This window comes from Larkinella arboricola (genome assembly GCF_003259745.1).
GTDB lineage: Bacteria > Bacteroidota > Bacteroidia > Cytophagales > Spirosomataceae > Larkinella > Larkinella arboricola.
Genome location: NZ_QLMC01000004.1, coordinates 138,779 through 156,671, shown reverse-complemented (window position 1 = coordinate 156,671; position 17,893 = coordinate 138,779). Strand labels below are relative to the sequence as shown.

General features: G+C 52.8%; 14 protein-coding genes and 1 riboswitch. Of the genes, 2 read left to right on the top strand and 12 right to left on the bottom strand.

Going from position 1 to position 17,893, the window contains the following annotated elements; all coding sequences use genetic code 11:
- Positions 1 to 78: 78 nt before the first annotated feature.
- The 6 genes from LX87_RS16385 to LX87_RS16360 all read right to left on the bottom strand — a co-directional run bounded on the left by LX87_RS16385 (position 79) and on the right by LX87_RS16360 (position 9,196).
- A complete protein-coding gene (locus tag LX87_RS16385) occupies positions 79 to 1,377 on the bottom strand; it encodes an acetylxylan esterase (RefSeq protein ID WP_111629353.1) in 1,299 nt (432 codons plus the stop codon).
- Positions 1,378 to 1,593: 216 nt separating this feature from the next.
- Entirely contained in the window at positions 1,594 to 3,258 is a 1,665-nt protein-coding gene (locus LX87_RS16380; protein ID WP_111629352.1) for a beta-N-acetylhexosaminidase, read from the bottom strand.
- Between the two features lie 17 nt (positions 3,259 to 3,275).
- Positions 3,276 to 4,415 carry an ROK family protein gene (locus tag LX87_RS16375; protein WP_229310696.1) on the bottom strand — a complete coding sequence of 380 codons (1,140 nt, stop codon included), beginning with the start codon at positions 4,413 to 4,415 and terminating at the stop codon, positions 3,276 to 3,278.
- Positions 4,416 to 4,700: 285 nt separating this feature from the next.
- Entirely contained in the window at positions 4,701 to 5,747 is a 1,047-nt protein-coding gene (gene metX, locus LX87_RS16370; RefSeq protein ID WP_111629350.1) for a homoserine O-acetyltransferase MetX, read from the bottom strand.
- 64 nt (positions 5,748 to 5,811) lie between these two features.
- Positions 5,812 to 7,116, bottom strand: coding sequence for an O-acetylhomoserine aminocarboxypropyltransferase/cysteine synthase family protein (locus LX87_RS16365; protein WP_111629349.1), 1,305 nt, complete (start codon positions 7,114 to 7,116; stop codon positions 5,812 to 5,814).
- 234 nt (positions 7,117 to 7,350) lie between these two features.
- A riboswitch (SAM riboswitch) is annotated at positions 7,351 to 7,469 on the bottom strand.
- 248 nt (positions 7,470 to 7,717) lie between these two features.
- Complete coding sequence (locus LX87_RS16360; RefSeq protein WP_111629348.1) at positions 7,718 to 9,196, bottom strand: Gfo/Idh/MocA family protein; 1,479 nt, start codon at positions 9,194 to 9,196, stop codon at positions 7,718 to 7,720.
- 328 nt (positions 9,197 to 9,524) lie between these two features.
- Here LX87_RS16360 and LX87_RS16355 point away from each other — a divergent pair, with 328 nt between their 5' ends.
- Both LX87_RS16355 and LX87_RS16350 read left to right on the top strand, forming a co-directional pair.
- Positions 9,525 to 9,851 (top strand): DciA family protein, encoded by a 327-nt coding sequence (locus tag LX87_RS16355; protein ID WP_111629347.1) that lies wholly within the window; start codon positions 9,525 to 9,527, stop codon positions 9,849 to 9,851.
- A 6-nt stretch (positions 9,852 to 9,857) separates the two neighbouring features.
- Complete coding sequence (locus tag LX87_RS16350; RefSeq protein ID WP_111629346.1) at positions 9,858 to 10,763, top strand: S66 peptidase family protein; 906 nt, start codon at positions 9,858 to 9,860, stop codon at positions 10,761 to 10,763.
- A 5-nt stretch (positions 10,764 to 10,768) separates the two neighbouring features.
- Here LX87_RS16350 and LX87_RS16345 read toward each other — a convergent pair whose 3' ends face one another.
- The 6 genes from LX87_RS16345 to LX87_RS16320 form a co-directional block, all read right to left on the bottom strand.
- Positions 10,769 to 12,148, bottom strand: a complete 1,380-nt coding sequence (locus tag LX87_RS16345; RefSeq protein WP_229310695.1) for a DUF4932 domain-containing protein — start codon at positions 12,146 to 12,148, stop codon at positions 10,769 to 10,771.
- Between the two features lie 97 nt (positions 12,149 to 12,245).
- Positions 12,246 to 12,974, bottom strand: coding sequence for an esterase family protein (locus LX87_RS16340; protein WP_111629345.1), 729 nt, complete (start codon positions 12,972 to 12,974; stop codon positions 12,246 to 12,248).
- Between the two features lie 70 nt (positions 12,975 to 13,044).
- Positions 13,045 to 13,638 carry an SGNH/GDSL hydrolase family protein gene (locus LX87_RS16335; protein WP_111629344.1) on the bottom strand — a complete coding sequence of 198 codons (594 nt, stop codon included), beginning with the start codon at positions 13,636 to 13,638 and terminating at the stop codon, positions 13,045 to 13,047.
- A gap of 116 nt (positions 13,639 to 13,754) precedes the next feature.
- Positions 13,755 to 15,494, bottom strand: a complete 1,740-nt coding sequence (locus LX87_RS16330) for a sensor histidine kinase (protein ID WP_111629343.1) — start codon at positions 15,492 to 15,494, stop codon at positions 13,755 to 13,757.
- A complete protein-coding gene (locus tag LX87_RS16325; RefSeq protein WP_111629342.1) occupies positions 15,491 to 16,618 on the bottom strand; it encodes a sensor protein KdpD in 1,128 nt (375 codons plus the stop codon). Before LX87_RS16325 ends, LX87_RS16330 begins: the two co-directional genes overlap by 4 nt.
- Positions 16,619 to 16,711: 93 nt before the next feature.
- Positions 16,712 to 17,881: a porin gene (locus LX87_RS16320; RefSeq protein ID WP_111629341.1), complete on the bottom strand. Its 1,170-nt coding sequence runs from the start codon at positions 17,879 to 17,881 to the stop codon at positions 16,712 to 16,714.
- Between the last annotated feature and the right edge of the window lie 12 nt (positions 17,882 to 17,893).

Sequence of the window (17,893 nt, the reverse complement as noted above, 5' to 3'; positions counted from 1 at the left end):
ACGCGTAATCAGTGATGAGTTAAGAATGATGAGTTGGCGGACCTGACTAACTCTTCACTCTTAACTCCTAACTCTTAATTATTTACTCGTTCCTTTCAACTGCTGTACGAGCCAGGCTGTCATGAGTTCGGTTTGTTCGGGATAGGTCCAGTGGCCGGTATCCTCGTAGATTTTTAATTGCTTCGGAGCTGAAATTACGTTGTACGACGCATACATGGAAGTGGGCGGGCAGGTTTCGTCGTTGAAACCCCACGAATAATAACCGGGCACCTTCACCAGCCGCGAAAAGTTGACCACATCGTAATAACCAACGGTTTTGATTTTAGCCGGGGTGTTGTTGAACGCCAGCGACTTACCGGTAAACAAGTGCGGCCATCCGCCCGCCCGGCCTTTCAGATATCCCGTCATATCGGCCAGCGCCGGGTAATACGCACCCAGCCATTTTACGCGGTTATCGAGTCCGGCGGTAACAATAGACAATGCCCCGCCCTGGCTCCCGCCCGTAACGGCCAGATTGCTACCGTCGTACTGCGGCAAACTGACCAGAAAATCGTTGGCCCGAACGCAGCCCAGGTAAACACGTTTGTAATAATACCGGTCGCGATCATCGAGGTTAAAATTCATGTAACCGCCCAGTGCCCCGGCGCTCAGGTTTAGGTAAACCGCCGGATCGAGGTTGACCGGAATACCGTGAATCCCGATTTCCAGCGTAATAATCCCTTTTTCGGCATCAGCGATGTTGCCTCCGTACGGACGAATCCCCGCGCCGGGCACCCGCAGCAACGCCGGGTATTTGCCCTCCTGCTTCGGAACGCACAGAATACCGTACAGCCGCGAATTGGCGTAGTTCTGGATATTAACGTGGTAAACGTTGACCTTCTCGGTGCAGCGTTCGGGCAGCAGCGTCATCCGGGCGTCGAGCGGAATACGGCTGAGTTCGGATTTGGCGCTATCCCAGAACATCTGAAAATCAGCGGGATTTTCAACCGTCGGTGTAATCTGAAACGGGTTGAATCCCGCCGTAGCCAGGTTGCGGTAGGTTTTTCCGTTGATTTCGGCGGTGGCAACGCAGCGCAGGAAACCCGGCGTTTTCAGCGTACCCCCATCGACGGTGGTGGTTCCATTGGCCAGCGTTACGGTTTCCTGTTTGGTCGGGTTCATTTTTTCCGGACCGATTTCATACCGGATTTTGGCGCCTTTGACCGGATTGCCGTTTTGCAGGACAGAAATGGTAAATTTGACGGATTCGCCGGGGCGATAGAGCCAATCGACATGATCGGCGGCCACAACAATTCTAATGGGTCGTTCGGCGGGTTGAGCAAGCGCGAAGGCCGTTACAAGCAGGTAGAGGTAAACCAGCAGGGCGTATTTTTTCATAAAAGATTTGGGTATTGAAATGGATAACACGTGTTTCTAAAAGAAGTCGACCAGCCGGGCAATTCTACTAGTTGATGTGCATACGTTTTAGGAAATGGATGCTTCTGGCTGATGAAGGCGGCAACCCAGGTCGTCAATGATGAAATACGGTATCCTATAAACAGCAAAGCCCGGAGGTGAATGTCCGGGCTTTGCTGTCCTTACACGATCGGAAACTTACAACTTTGCCGTTGAACCGTCCGGTTTTACGTACTCAAAATTGGAATTGATCGGCGCACCATAATAATTAACCTGCAACGCATCCAGCCGCTTCTTGTGGACTTCGAGCCGCTTTTTGAAATCATCGAGATTTTTACGCTCCCGGGGTGTCCAGCCAATTTCAGCCATCGCAATCGCCCGCGGAAACATCATATACTCCAGGTGATGCGGAGTTTTTATGTATTCGGTCCAGACGTTAGCCTGCACCCCAATGATATGTTTCCGGGTGTCGGCCGACAGACTATCGGGAGCCGGTTCGTAGGAATACGTTTTTTCCAGCGGCAACAACCCACCGATCGAAACCGGCTGCGAAGTGGTTTTGGGGTCAGCCTGATAATAATCCAGATAAAAGTACGTGGTCGGCGTCATGATGGCGTCGTGCCCGAGTTTGGCCGCGGCAATACCGCCGTCGACACCCTGCCAGCTCATCACCGTGGCATTTGGCGACAAACCGCCTTCCAGAATTTCGTCCCAGCCAATCATTTTGCGGCCTTTTGACGTAATAAACTTGTCGATGCGACGAATGAAATAGCTTTGCAGTTCGTGCTCGTCTTTCAGCCCTTCTTTTTTGATCAGCGCCTGGCAAAAGCGGCTGGCTTTCCACTGCGTTTTCGGGCATTCGTCCCCGCCGATGTGAATGTACTGGCTCGGAAACAGGTCAATCACCTCGGTCAATACTTCTTCCAGAAATTGAAAGGTTTCTTCGCGCGGGAACAGAACATCCTCGTGAACGCCCCACTTGCCCGTAACCGGCACAATTTTATCGGGGCTGCTGCCTAATTGCGGATAAGCCGACAGAATGGCCATCGCATGGCCCGGCATTTCGATTTCCGGTATCACCGTGATAAACCGTTCCTGCGCGTATTTGATCACTTCCCGAATCTGATCCTGCGTGTAAAAACCGCCGTAGGGTGTTTTGTCGTACTTGTTGTTACGGTAATGGCCCAGCATCGTTTCCTGACGGGTTGAGCCGATTTCGGTCAGTTTCGGGTGTTTTTTGATTTCGATCCGCCAACCCTGATCGTCGGTCAGGTGCCAGTGAAAGGTGTTGAGCTTGTGCAGGGCGATCTCGTCAATGACTTTCTTGACGGCCGGTACGGGATAAAAATGCCGGGCAACGTCGAGCATAAAACCCCGATAGCCAAAACGGGGCCGGTCTTCGATGGAGCAGCACGGCACCAACCAATCGACGCCCTGAGCCGCCGTAGCGTTAAATACCTGAGTGGGCATGAGTTGCAGTAACGACTGAACCGCGTAGAAAAAGCCGTTGGGCTGCTGGGCCGTCAGGGTAATGCGCCTGGGTGCCACTGTTAAGAAGTAGCCTTCCTTCTCTAATTTAGGATTCTGTGCGGTTTCAAAAACAATGTTTCCGCCTTTGCCTGTCTTGATTTTAGGCGTTCGCCCGGTTGACTTCGCAAGCTGGTCGGCCAGCATTCCGGCTACCCGCCGTACTTCGGCGTCCTCCCTGGCGATGCTGATTACAATATCGTTTGGCAATTTAAAACTCCCCGGTTTCTCCTCCAGTCGAACCGGCTGAGGGACAAGGGCATAACGGGGAGTCTGCGCGGTGGCAAACTGAATGGTCAGACAAAAAAATACGAAGCGGACAATACAGACTCTCATTCAGTAATTGGGATTATTTAAGGGATTTCCTCGTACTCAAGCAGCGATTGAATAACGTAAGCCTGCGTACCGCAGAGCTTCGCCATTTCGCCCAAACGCGAGACGGTAATGACCAGTTTATTACGGAAATCGGCCAGGCAATATTTGTCGATAGCCTGCTCAATGGGGCGGGTTATGAGTCGTTCGGCTTTGGCGACAATACCGTTGACAATAATGAGTTCGGGGTTAAACAGGTGGACGGCAATGGATAAACCTTTGCCCAGTTCGTTGCCCACTTCGTTTAGCAGATCGATGGCCATTTCGTCGCCCGCTTTCGCCTTGTCAATGACCATTTCCGCGTCGATGTCCTCGAAATTTTCATCGGCCAGTTTCGAGACTCGCCCCTCCTTGAGGCCGTTTTTGACCCGGCGAATCAGCGACGAAGCCGAGGTCAGCGTATCCAGACAGCCCACTTTGCCACACGAGCACAGTTCGCCGTCGGCCTGAAGCTGGATATGCCCCAGTTCGCCCGCAAACCCGGCAAGTCCCTGCAAAATTTCGCCGTTGTTGATAACGCCTAATCCAACGCCCCAATCAATATTGATGGACAACACATGGTTTTTGCCCTTCGCGAGCCCGAAACGGTGTTCGCCCAGAATGGTGGCCTTGGTATCGTTGATGAGGTAAACCGGCGCGTTAAAACTGGCGGCCAGTAGTTCCTTTAACGATTCTGTCGGCCGATTGAGGTTTTTATACGTGTAGTTGGTACCCGTTTTTGGATCGACCAGGCCGGGTAAAGCACATCCTACGCCAATGATGTTCAGGTGATTTTCCTGGATTCGGAGTGATATCGTTTCCAACGGGCCTCGCAGCGCTTCCAGAAACGCCACGGAATCATCCAGGCGCAAATTAACGTCCAGCCGATCCAGTACCCGGTTGGTCAGATCAAAAACCACCAGTTTTACATCGTGTACACTGATATCGATCACGACGACGGCCTGATTACCCGCCCGTAATCCAAATAAAGCGGGTTTCCGGCCATACTGGGCGTTACCGGTTCCGATTTCCTGCACCCAATTTTCGCTGGCAAGTTCGTCAATCAGCATCGTAATCGACGGAACGCTGGCGTGAAGTGCCTTCGCCAGTTGGGCCAGCGTCTGGGCCCCCAGGCTGTACATTTCTTTCAGTATACCACGCTTTAAACGACTTTTTTTTCTATCAACAACGGATACCGTATAATGTGCCTCCATAGAAGTTAAGAATGCATGTAGGGAACTACAGGATAAAAAGGTGGTGAAAGATAAGTCTTATATTTTAAAATAATTTATTAATAGCGACAGTCTATTAAATTATTTACAAAATAATAAAGCGGGTTTCGAATGATCTCTACTGATCTGTTCGAAATAATATGAATGTAGATAAAAGCAGCAGAAAAGCCGGAATTTACTGACAATGTTTGCCAGTTACTTTATTTCACTATTAATCAGAGCCTTTTGTTCTTCCAGCCAGTTCCGGATCAGCTGAGTCAGGGGCTTGGTCTCAATCAGAAAACCGTCGTGGCCGTAGAGTGAGTCAATCTCCTCGTAACGGGCATCGGGAATAAGCCGGGCCAGCGCTTTCTGTTCGACCGGCGGAAACAGGATATCGGATTTGATGCCAACGGATAAGGTCCGCGCAACCACCTGGTCGAGCGCCCGGCTGATGCTGCCCCGATTTCGGCCCACGTTGTGGGAATCCATCACTTTTGACAAAATCCAGTACGTATAGGCGTTAAACCGGCTGGCTAACTTCTCTCCCTGGTATTGCTGATAACTGGAAGCCTTGTAGTGGTCCAGTTGTTCGTTGTTATCCAGTGCCTGGGTAAAGCCGTAGGTATCGTAATTACGGTAGGAAATCATGGCCATCGCCCGGGCCGCTTTCATGCCGTTCCGACCCGCATCATCCCGGCTTTCGGCCCAGGTTGGATCAGCGCCAATAGCCATACGCTGTGATTCATTGAAGGCAATTCCCCAGGGTGACATCACGGCGTTGGTGGCAATCAGAATCAGATTCTGAATCACGTCCGGTTGCTGAATGGCCCATTCGAGTGCCTGCTGACCTCCCAGTGAACCGCCGATGCAGGTGTGAATCTTTTCAATGCCTAACTCCTGCCGCAGCAGATCCAGCGCCCTCACAATGTCGTGAATCGTCACCAGCGGAAATTCGTGGTAAAAAGGCTGACCCGTTAACGGGTTAATCGACAAGGGGCCGGTTGATCCGTAGCAGGAGCCCAACACGTTGGCACAAATAATAAACTGATGCGCCGGATCATAGAACTTACCCGGTCCGATCATGCCGTCCCACCAGTCTCCCGGATCCGCACTACCCGTGAGGGCATGACAAACCCAGACGACGTTGGAACGATCGCTGTTCAGGGTTCCACGCGTCGTATACGCCAGCCGAAAGCCCGGTAAGGCCGCGCCCGATTCCAGGGCAAACGTGTATTTGTAGTCGAAAAATCGGGTTTCCAATCGAAAAAAGAATTTCAGGTTGCAGGCCCCGGCGCTCCGGTTCCTGCAACCCGTATACTATGTATTAAGCACCAAGGGCGGCAAAAGCCTGTTCGAGATCCGCTTTAATGTCGTCGATGTGTTCGGTACCAACCGATAACCGCAACTGACCGGGCTGCACACCGGCACTGCTCTGTTCTTCTTCCGTCAACTGCTGGTGGGTGGTAGCCGCCGGGTGAATGATCAGCGTTTTGGAGTCACCGACATTGGCTAAGTGGCTGATCATCTTCAGACTGTCAATAAACTTGTCGGCGGCTTCCTTACCGGCTTTGAGTTTGAACGTCAGGACGCCACCAAAACCCCGTTTCAGGTATTTCTGGGCCAGCGCATGATACGGACTGCTTTCCAGACCCGGATAGAAAACCTTCTCGACCTGTTCGTGCTGCTCCAGCCACTGCGCAAGGGCCAGCGCGTTCTGAACGGTCCGGTCAACACGCAGTGACAGGGTTTCGAGCCCTTGCAGGAACAGGAAGGAGTTAAACGGACTCAGGGCCGGGCCCCAGTCACGCAGCCCTTCCACACGGGCGCGGATGATGAACTGGATGTTGCCAAACGGTCCGCCAATACCGAATACGTCGTTGAATACCAGACCGTGATAGCCTTCGGAAGGTTCGGTAAACTGCGGAAACTTGCCGTTGCCCCAGTTGTACTTGCCGCTATCGACAATGACGCCCCCGATGCTCGTACCGTGGCCACCAATCCATTTCGTGGCCGACTCCACCACGACAGCCGCGCCGTGTTCAATCGGGCGGAACAGATACCCGCCCGCGCCGAAGGTGTTATCCACGATGAGGGGCAAATCGTATTTCTGGGCCAGGGCTGCAAAGGCTTCAAAATCCGGGATGTTAAACTCCGGGTTGCCGATGGTTTCCAGGTAAATCGCTTTCGTTTTCTCGTCAATCCGCTTTTCGAAGCTTTCCACCTTGTCGCCATCCGCAAAGCGAACTTCGATGCCCAGGCGTTTAAACGAAACCTTAAACTGGTTATACGTTCCTCCGTAGAGGTAAGATGTGGTTACAAAATTATCCCCAACGCTCAGGATGTTGTTCAGCGCCACGAACTGAGCCGCCTGCCCCGACGCCACGGCCAGCGCCCCTATCCCGCCTTCCAGAGCTGCAATGCGCTTCTCGAAAACGTCGGTGGTGGGGTTCATGATCCGGGTATAAATATTACCGAATTGCTGTAAGGCAAACAGTTTGGCACCGTGTTCGGCATTATCAAAAACGTAGGATGACGTTTGGTAAATAGGAACAGCCCGGGATTTGGTGGTGGGGTCCGGCTCCTGTCCCGCGTGGAGTTGCAGCGTTTCAAAATGCAATGGTGTTGACATGCTTTTTATTTGTGAAAATGTGAGGAAGTTTATAAGTGTTTAGGAATCCGCACGGACGGATGAACACGGTCCGGCAGGCGGAGAAGCAACTGACGCTGATGCCCAATTCGTAGGAATCGATCATCAGGCAGTCCATAGCCGATAGCCTCTCCCGGTTATCGGTTTGCTTGGAGTGTGTGAGATTAGTAGCCCGCCCAGGGGCATACAACACCGGATGTTGATCATATTTTTTTCGATTTATATCTCCTATCGGATTCGCTTCAGCCAATCCGTAGGCGGGATGTAGCACCTTGCCGCGCGGCAGGTTGCCAGAGGTTCGCCGAGCCCGGTCTCTTGCCTCTTCTTTATAAATCAAGCGCAGCAGGAAACTGCTGCAACGATTCGTGATTCGAACCTATTTGTACACTTGATTTGAGCCGCAAGTATAGTGAACGGAGTCCGTTGCTGCAAATTTTTTGGTACGAAACCATAAGAAGACCACAAACGGCTACTCGGCGCCGAAAACAGAAAACCTCCCGCCCTGCAACCATTGGCCACAAAACGGAAGGTTTCTTATGGAGCAAAACTTACCTGAACGTCAGGTCCGTTTCAATCGGCTTTCTTACATCGAAAGCTTCCAGCCCTCGCGGTATTGCCGGGATACAAACTGGTTGGCTTCTTCGAAGTTGGTAATTTTCATGTTTTTACCATCCCACATCAGGCGCTGACGACCGGGGTAGTTGAAGCCTTTGCCGTCGGCTTTGGGCGTCCGGAGCATGTAGCTGCGGATGGCCAGGTTACCCATCAGAACCGACTCGGTCAGCGGACCGGCAAAGTCGAACGACGATGTCAGGGCTTTGTGCTCCTTGCTGTTGAAACCGGCTTTGCAGGCTTCGGTCCACAGAATCTGGTGGCCGTTTTCCGGCCAGGGTTTGCCATCGGCAGGTTTCGGTTTCGCGGGTGCTTCCACTTTCTTACCGTCTTTGGTATACAGTTTCGGATCGTCACCGTACATACCGCAGGCAATCAGTCCTTTATCGCCAATCATGAACATTCCGTTTTCGCCACCTTCGGGGTACGCTTCACCGGCAGGCAGGAAATCGGGGCGGAACGGGCGAATACCGCCATCGGACCAAACCATTTTGACATCCGACTTATTCTTGGCCGACGCCGGGAATTTCAGTTCTACGTGCGATGCAGGCGGGCAGCCTTCGGGGTTGTACTCCGGCGTCCAGTCTTTCAGGAACACCTGGCTGATGCTGGCTTCCACTTCGGTCGGATAGCCCAGACCCAGCACCCGGAACGGAATGTCCATGATGTGGCAGCCGATGTCACCCAGCGCTCCCGCGCCGAAGTTCCACCAACCCCGCCATTTGAACGGGTGGTAAGCCGGGGTATAGCCTACTTTCTGAGCAGGTCCGAGCCACAGATCCCAGTCCAGATCGGCAGACGGTTCGCCAGCGGGCTGCGGTACCGGAATACCCTGCGGCCACACGGGGCGGTTGGTCCAGATCTGAATCTCGTTTACTTTACCAATTAGCCCTTTGTCGAACCACTCCACCATCGTTTTCTGCTGCGGATTCGACGAGCCCTGGTTTCCCATCTGCGTCACCACCTTGTATTTGCGGGCGGCTTCGGTCAGCATCCGGGCTTCGTGGATGTTGTGCGTTAACGGTTTCTGTACGTAAACGTGCTTACCGCGCTGCATGGCGGCCATCGCCACCACGGCGTGCGTATGGTCGGCGGTCGAAACCGTTACGGCATCAATGGTTTTGCCTTCTTTATCGAGCATCTCCCGGAAGTCCTTGTAACGTTTTGCGTTGGGGTGCTTCGTAAAGTTTTCTTTCACGCGCGGAATCCCCCAGTCCACGTCGCATAGCGCGACCACGTTGTTGGCTCCGTTGTTAAAAGAATTATTAATATCACTGGAACCTTTACCGCCAAAGCCTACCGCGGCCAAATTCAGTTTATCGCTTGGTGCAAGGAAGCCTTTTCCGCCCAGAACATGACGCGGCACGATGAAGAAACTACCAGCGGCCAGTGCCCCGGCCTGGATAAATTTGCGACGCGATGGTTGCGACGGTTTTTCAGAAGATTGCATAAATCAGATAAGGACTATAGGTAAACCAATACAAATAAAGCCCAAAATAGGGAAGATCTACCGGAAAAAACGAATCCTTTCATCAGCATTTTGTGATTTTTAATCTACCAACCCCGCAACGTGTTCTTTTTTCAAACAAAACGGGTTCTTTTTAACTTTAAACGGCATTGTCATTCAACACATTCCGGCAAAACAGAAGGGTCCTACAAGCTCCATCTGAGGCTCTTTACCGGTAAATAAGGCTGGCAACCGTCCGGAAAAATTTTCCCGAACCGGCTTGCCAATCCTTCGGGTGGTTCGTTACCTTTGTGTTAAGACACCGTTTCGTATGGCCCAATATTATCGTTTTGACAAAGAAAACGCGTCCCGGCGCGCCGGAGCCATTGCCCTGAAAGATGCCATCGGCCAGATGTTGAAGTCGTATCAACTTCAAACCCGGTTCAACGAAACCTACCTCGAAGCGTTCTGGGAGAAAATGATGGGCAAAGCCATTGCCTCCCGCACCAACCGGCTCTACGTCCGCGACCGCATCCTGCATATTGAGATTAATTCCGCTCCGCTCCGAAGTGAACTGGTGATTGCCAAGCAGAAAATGATTCAGCTGATCAACCGCGAAATGGGCACTGATTTGCTCGATGATGTCATTTTTATCTGATTTAGTTTGATACGTCCCCCTTTCTTACAACCGGGTCAGCAAGTTGGCCTGATGGCAATGGCCAGCCGTCTGGATTACGACACCCTCCAACCAGCCTTCCGGATTTTGCGCGAGGAATGGCAACTGGAGGTCCTGGAAGGCGAATCCCTCCAGAGCAGTCACTACCAGTTTGCGGGCGACGATTTCGTGCGTGGGCGCGACCTGCAACAGATGCTCGACAACCCCGACATCCGGGCAATCTTTTCGGCCCGTGGGGGCTACGGCAGCTACCGCCTGCTCGATCAGCTTGATTTTACCCAGTTTCTGAAAACCCCGAAATGGATTATCGGCTTCAGTGATATTACGGTATTGCACTGCCACCTGCACCGGATGGGTGTTCAGAGCCTGCACGCCATCATGCCCAAGCTCTTTGGCACGGAGGGCGCTGAAGATTCCATCGAAAGTCTGCGACGGTTGCTCTTCGGCGAACCGGTCGATCCGTATACAAGCCCCGCCGATTCGCTCAACCGCCCCGGTTCGGCCAGCGGTCAACTTGTCGGCGGCAACCTGACGCTCCTCACCCACACACTCTGTACCCCTTCCGAGGTTGATCTGCGCGGCAAAATTCTGTTTATTGAAGACATTGACGAAACGCTGTACTCCGTAGACCGCATGATGATTCAGTTCCGGCGCTCGGGTCGGCTGGCGGGTTTGGCGGGTCTGGTCGTGGGTCAGTTTAGCGAAATGCGCATCAATGAGTCGGCGCCGTTTGGCAAAACCGTCAACGAAATCATTGCTGAGCAGGTGGCTGGTTTCGACTTCCCGGTTTGCTTCAATTTTCCCGTCGGTCACGTTCCCCGCAATCTGGCGATGCCCGTTGGCCGGGTGGCGCAGCTTGAGGTAACCGAAACCGGCAGCCGTTTGATGATCTGATCAACTTACTGCCGGGCCACCCAGGCGATGATGGCCGGATACAAATCTGCAACGGTTTGGCCGGATTGACGGCTTTGGTAAAGTCGCAGCAGTTCCTGGTCAAACTCCCGGAACCGCCTGAACCCCCGATTGACCACCATGTTGTTTTCAAGTCCGGCTTTGATTTGTTCAAAGTCCTCTTTCCCGAAAATGTCGGCGTAAAACAGCGTAACCAGGCCGTAATTCATGTACTCTTCAAAGCAGGAAAGCGGATTATTGTAGTTGGACGACGGTCTCCCCGGCGTAATCCAGTCCGATAACGCTTTGAACGCCAGCACAATCTCCTTATTGTACCGATCCGCTTCCGGGTTGAGGTAAGAGTGGTTTATTTCCGTAAACACAATCATCATCCGATTGGCTTTGATCAGGGGTGCGGGCTTTTGTTTCTGGCTGTCGTTCACAAACGGAAAATTAACGTGGGCCTGCGCTTCCCGGAAACCGTTGTCTTCGAACTGGTTGGCCGACTGGTTCCAGCCAACCAGGGGCGTAAAGAGCACTTTAATGGCCGAGTAGCGCGTTCGGGGAAACTGCTTTTCCAGCCAGCCTTTCATGATGGACACATCAACATTTTTTTGATAATCAGCAATCAGGCTTGTGTAGTAACTTCCGTATTTCTGGTAAAACCGGCGGAACCCGGATATCCTCGCAAAATCTTCCAGCAACGGGATGTAGGGGCTTAATTCGTTGACTTCTCCCCAGCTTATCCGGTCATAAACGCCCCCTTTCTGAATGTTGTCGCCCGTAAACTGATACGCATAACTGTCCATTTTTAACGGCGCATACCGGTCTTCCGACTGCTTCAGCAGCGAATCGACGGTTCGAACGGCGGGGTGGTTACGGTACGGTGAAAAGTGGCCCATAACAGCCCGGTAATAATCCGTTCCCTTATAAATGGCTTCGGTTTTGCCGTAGTCGGTCAGGGCAAAAACGACGTTGACCAGTTCATAAACCTCCGGAATCTGAATAAGGGTCCTGTTCTGGTTTTCCTTTTTGTAGGCATCACTAAAAACAGCCGCTTTCACCAGCTTGTGCGCCGTAAAGGAAGCCGTCATGGTATCGCCTTTGCCTTCCCGAATGACCCAAAAAACCGTCTGTTGCCCCTGTCGCAGGGTCAGGCTAATTGAGTCCTGTTCGGAAACCAGTTGCAAAGGCACCGTTTCCTGTTCGATTCCGAAACTGTGATTGAACGCGCTGGGCAAGTCGTTGATACCGTTGAAATTCCCCTTTTCGTTGTTTACGTACAGGATCAGGCTATTCGTCTTCGTACGGATAATGGGCGGCTTGTGCTGGGCAAAGGTCTGAGTGATTCCTGACAGGAGAAGGAGCACCGCAACAAAAGGTTTCATAGGGCGTAGGTCATGAGTAACCAAGTATAGAAAAATGGCATGGTTATTCAAAACCGGGAAGCACCGGAAAACTTCCGCATGGTATGGAAGGGTAAGGCTACAAATAAATTCTGACCATTTGCTGCCAGTCGGCAGGCTGGTGGGCCCGGCCTTCCCAGATGTACAGATCGTGCGGAATCTGCTTTTCCGACAGTGTTGTGCTTAACGCCTGGTTATTTTCGAGAAACGGGTCCTCCCGACCGATGGCAAGCAGAAAATGCATCCGACGAAGCAACGTCAGCGTACATTCATCCTGCAGATTAGGCAGAAAATGAGTGGGGGTATTATAATAAATGGTTTCGTCGTAGTACGCATCAAACAGCCCGCGAAAGAATTCAACCGGCGTTGAGAGATCGTACCGGCCACTCAGGGCCACCACTTTACCAAACCACTGGGGATGTCGAAGGGCAATATTGACGGCGTGAAAAGCGCCAAAACTGCACCCTAACGCAATCATAAACGGCTGCGGGTTTTTCAGGCGGGTGAACGGTAGCACCTCCTCCAGAATATATTCTTCGTAGTGCAGGTGCCGCTGAACCCGTTCGTGCGGGGGCACTTCTTTGCTGTACAGGCTGTCCGCATCAATGCTGTCGACACAGAACAGTTGCAGGTGGCCGCTCTCCAGTTTGTCCCCGAGGGCTTCAACCAGACCGAAATTTTCAAAATCAAAAAACCGTCCCCGCCGGGTTGGAAAAACCAGCACCCGCGCACCGGCATGACCGAACACCAGCAGTTCCATGTCCCGATCCAGATGCTGACTAAACCACTTATGGTATTCCCGATGCATATAAACCCCGTTCTGTTAGCAATATGCACAGTTTTGGGGTACGGGAATAACTGACCGCTTAAAGGATTTGTTAAAAAATATGGGGGTGCTGCAACAAAATCTGCTGCCAGAGTGCGTAGCCCTTCGAACTTAGATGTAACCCGTCTTTTTCAAACAAGTCCCAGCGCGGATGGCCTTTGCTGTCAAGCATGGAGGTAAAGACATCCACATAATGATACGTGGGCAATTCGTCGATTTTTTGCCGGATCAGATCATTGGCAAGCCGGATGCGGTCGATGATATGCCAGCGGGCCGGACTCGGTTTGATGGACACAAACGTAAAAGGGACGTCGGGCAAATGCTGCTGCATTTTCCTAACTAACTCACTGAAAAACAGAAACACTTCTTCCGAAAGCCGTCCGTCGCCCAGATCGTTGTCTCCGGCGTAGAAAATGAGCGAACGGGGTTGCGTCGGGAGCACCAGCCGTTCAAAAAACCAGTCACAGGCCGCCAGTGTTGACCCTCCAAAACCGATGTTCAAGACGTTTTTATCCGGAAAATCCCGCTCCAGCGTGGTCCATAAGCGAATGGTTGAACTACCGTAAAAGACGGTGCGGCCAGCCAAATCGGGGGTGGACTGAATCTTTTTTTCGAGTTGCTGAACTTCCTCTTCGTACCAGGTCATGCGTATTAGGTGATGATTCCGACAAAGGTACGTACCCACAGAGGGTAGTATGTGTTTTAATTTTTTATTTTGAGACGCGGGAAACTAGCCAAAGCTACCACAACCAGCGCCCGCCGTTAGGCAACGCCTAGTCGGAAGTAAAAAGCCGCCCCCGGCTCAATACCGTCTTTCAGCCCAATTTCGCCCCCCATCGACTGAATAAATTCTTTCGAAATTGCCAGCCCCAGACCCGTCCCTCCCGACTGCCCGTTGGGACCCGGTGCGCGGAAATACCGTTCAAAAACCCGAACGCGGTATTCCGGACGCAGACCGGGGCCGTAATCCCGCACCGTAAACTCCACCTGATTGCCAAGCTGCCGGGCCAGAATCTCCACCGTGCTTTCTTCCGGGCTATGCCGCACGGCATTGGAGAGCAGATTGACCAGCACCCAGGTTGCTTTATCCGGGTCAGCCTTAATGGCCGGTAGCCCTTCCAGACCCGATGCCGCAAACCGCACATGCCGCTGGCTGGCCGCGACCTCCAACGCCCGGGTTGCATACTGCACCAGTTCGGCCGGGTTGACGGCTTTGATCGTTAATTGAATCTGACCGGATTCGACCTGCGCCATGTTCAGTAGCTCACCGGTGATGTTCAGCAGCCGGTCGGCATCGTTGCGAACGTGGTTGACGAGTTCCTTCTGTTCATCGTTCAACGCCCCAATCCGTTGATCGTCCAGCAGCTTCAAACTCATTTTAATGGCCGAAATGGGCGTTTTCAGTTCGTGCGAAACCGTGGCAATGAAGTTGGTTTTGGCCAGATCGCGCTCCTGATAGGCCGTAATGTTTTCCAGCACAATTACCCACCCGGCCGCTATGGGCTGTTCTTCACCGGTACGGGTCAGCGTCACCACGTGCGTCTGGCGGTTGAAGTAGCTTTCCTTGCCTTCGTCGTAAATCTTCAGCAGCTTGCGGTCGGCTTCCGGCTCTGGTCTGGTTTCGGTCAGGTTCTGAATCAGCGTCCGGAGCAGATCGTTGGTCAGCGCCACATCCGGTGCATACTGCCCCACCAGATCGGCCTCGTCAACGCCCAGTAACCGGCTGGCAACGGGATTGACAAAGCGGATGTTTTTCTTTTCATCCAGTCCGAGGATGCCGTTGTCCATCAATTGAATCAGGGTATCGATGCGTTTTTTCTCAAACAGCACGTCGGCCAGTTGCGTATGCTCATACTCATCCAGCTTGTGGGCCATCGAGTTGAAGGCCCGCGCCAGTTCCCCAAATTCGTCGTTCGACCGGAAATGCAGCCGTTCTTCAAAGTTGCGGCTGGCCACCTCCTGAATCCCGCGCGTCAGCTCCCGGAGCGGATTGGCAATGTAACCGGGAAAGTTGATGATGAACGAAAACAGAATCAGAAAGCAGACCGTACCGGTCACCACCAGCCAGACCAGCGCATCCTTGGCGGTTTGTTCGGCCACGTTGTTCTTGCGAAACATCGCCTGCTGGTTCAGCTCGCCCAGTTGCAACAGGTTCTGCTGGATACGCGCCAGCGTCAGCGAATCGTTACGGTTTCCGGCCTTTAACCGGTCAAAATCAACCCGAATGGCCTCGGCCAGCTCCTTTTCTCCTTCTTCCGTCAGGTTTGTTTCCTGCTGGCGAAGCGCCTGATCGAAGCTTTTCAGGGCGTTAGGATCGGTATGGCGCGTCAGCAACGCTTTCTGCATCCGCCCAACAAATTGCAACGAAGTGTAATTATCTTTCAGAATCGCCTGTGAATCGTCGGCAAGCTGATTCAGATAATACATTCCCGAACCGCCCATCAACAGCAGAATAGCAAACAGAAACACCAGGGCCAGCGATATTTTTAACTTGATGGTCATGACAGAATCACTAAGTCGATGTCTGATTCCGATAACTTGTTCAGCAGCCGGTTAAAGGCGTTGGTTCGCCAGATAACCTGTAGCAGGTTAAAATGCGGCTTGCCGATGCAAACGGTCGTAATCTTGCGCTTCTCACACTCCTCAACCAGGGCGTTAAAGATACTCCGGTTTTTGACCTGAATCACTTCCGCACCGAGTTCGGTGGCCAGTTTTAAGTTATTGATCAAATGCCGCTGCACTTCCAGCTTGATGCGGTTGGGGTCTTCGGCGGGTGTCTGCACGTACAGTACGCACCAACGGGCCTGGTAATAAGCCGCCAGTCGGGCCGTTTTACGGATCAACTTTCGACCCACCACATAATTACTGCTGATCGACGCCATCAGCCGTTCGTGCTTCAACTGGGTATTGACCGGCAGTAACGTTTCGACCTTGCGCTCCACCGCCGTGGCCACTTCCTTGAGCGCCAGTTCGCGCAGTTGCAGAATTTTGTCGGCCTGAAAGAAATTGCGCAGTGCCGTTTCCACCTTGGCGGGTTCGTAGATTTTCCCTTCTTTCAGCCGCGTAATCAACTCATCGGCGGGCAGATCGATGTTCACCACTTCATCGGCCGCCTGCAACACCCGGTCGGGCACCCGCTCCGTTACTTCAATTCCGGTAATGTCGTGTACTTCTTCGTACAGGCTCTCAATGTGCTGGATGTTGACGGCACTGACCACGTTAATGCCCGCGTCCAGAATTTCCAGCACATCCTGCCAGCGCTTTTCATTTTTGGAACCCGGCACGTTGGTGTGCGCCAGTTCATCGACAATCACCAGTTCGGGGTGGCCGTTTAGAATGGCCTGCACGTCCATCTCCTCCAGTTCGCGACCCCGGTAAAACAGCTGCCGGCGCGGAATAATCGGTAACCCATCGATCAGGGCGTGGGTTTCGGCCCGGTTATGCGTTTCCACAAAACCGACCTTTACGTCGATGCCGCCCCGCAGCAGCACGTGCGCTTCCTGCAACATCCGGTAGGTTTTGCCCACGCCCGCACTCATACCGATGTAAATTTTAAACTTTCCCCGGCGCGACTCCTGAATAAGTCGGAGAAAGTGTTCGGCCGATTGATCGCGGTTGGTTTCCATGTTTGAAAAGGCGAGAGGAAAGATTTGAGACGGGAGACAAAAGAGTAAAGACAAATTCGGCGGATGTCTCTTTTCTAACCTCCCTTGTCCACGTTAAAAACTAATGGCAAGGGAAATCGTCAGGGCCTGGTTGGTTCGGCGGGCCGGGCCGAACGCGGTTTCGGCAAAAATGGCGTCCCGGCTGCTGAATACCCGGTATTCAATGCGCCAGACAGCCGACACATCGGACCGATCTGAAAGAATCGCGTAATCGTAGTTGACCGAATATCCCCACGTCTGAAAACCGTTGGTGCGGTCCGTCGTTCCGGTTCCGGTGCTGATGATGACACCGTTTTTGTCGTCGTAATATTCAACCCGACCAGCCACGTAGCTTCTGGAACTGGTGGCATACCGGGCAATGACCACCGGTGTATACCAGACATAGCTCCCGCTGCCCACACGCTGCCCCTGGCTGGTCAGCGGTTTTCGGTCGGCACCGATGTCGAAGCCAGCCATCAGGCCCAACTTTCCGGTTGGGTTGATAATGGCGTAGATGTTATTGTAAAACCGGGTCTGCTTCAGCGAATCGGGCCGGTCGGCGCCCATGAAGGTGCTCCAGTTGAACGTAACGGCTGAATTTGGCCGGTACTGCACCTGCGTACTAAACGACGGTTTGGTATAACCCGGCAGGCGGTTGATACGCTGCCAGCCGTTCAATACCGACCCTAACAGAGTCCATTTCCCGTTGGGCGAGTTGTAGGTCAGCTTGGCCCCGGCCAGATAATACGGCGAATTCTCGGCCACCAGGCTGCGGGTCAGCGTCCAGCAGTCTTTCGAGATGGCGCTTTCAAAACCGATGTGGGAGGAGAAAATCCCGGCATCCAGCCACAGATCGCGGTTTTTAGCCAGTTTTACCCCGGCATTGGCTTCGAAGATATTTCGCAGCAACGGTTGTTCGGCGGCATAGTTGTACTGGGCATACGTACCAACCTGTAGGGCCAGATTGCCGCGCAGCCGTTCGCCGGCATAAGCCGCTTTGATAAACGCCAGATTCACATTGACTTCGCGGTTGCGCTTGTGGTTATAGAGAAAACCGGGCCGCTCGTGCGCCCTGGGCTGGTCAAAATCCTGCACGTAATAAATTTCGGCGTAACCGGAAAAAGTTAACCGGGAAGCGGGCGAAGCCGTTGAATCAGTCGATGGAGCGGGTGTGGTCAGTTGGGCTAACAAATTGCCCATACTCAAAAGTAAGGCGACAAGCGTATTTAATACCGATTTTTTCATGATGATGGACGG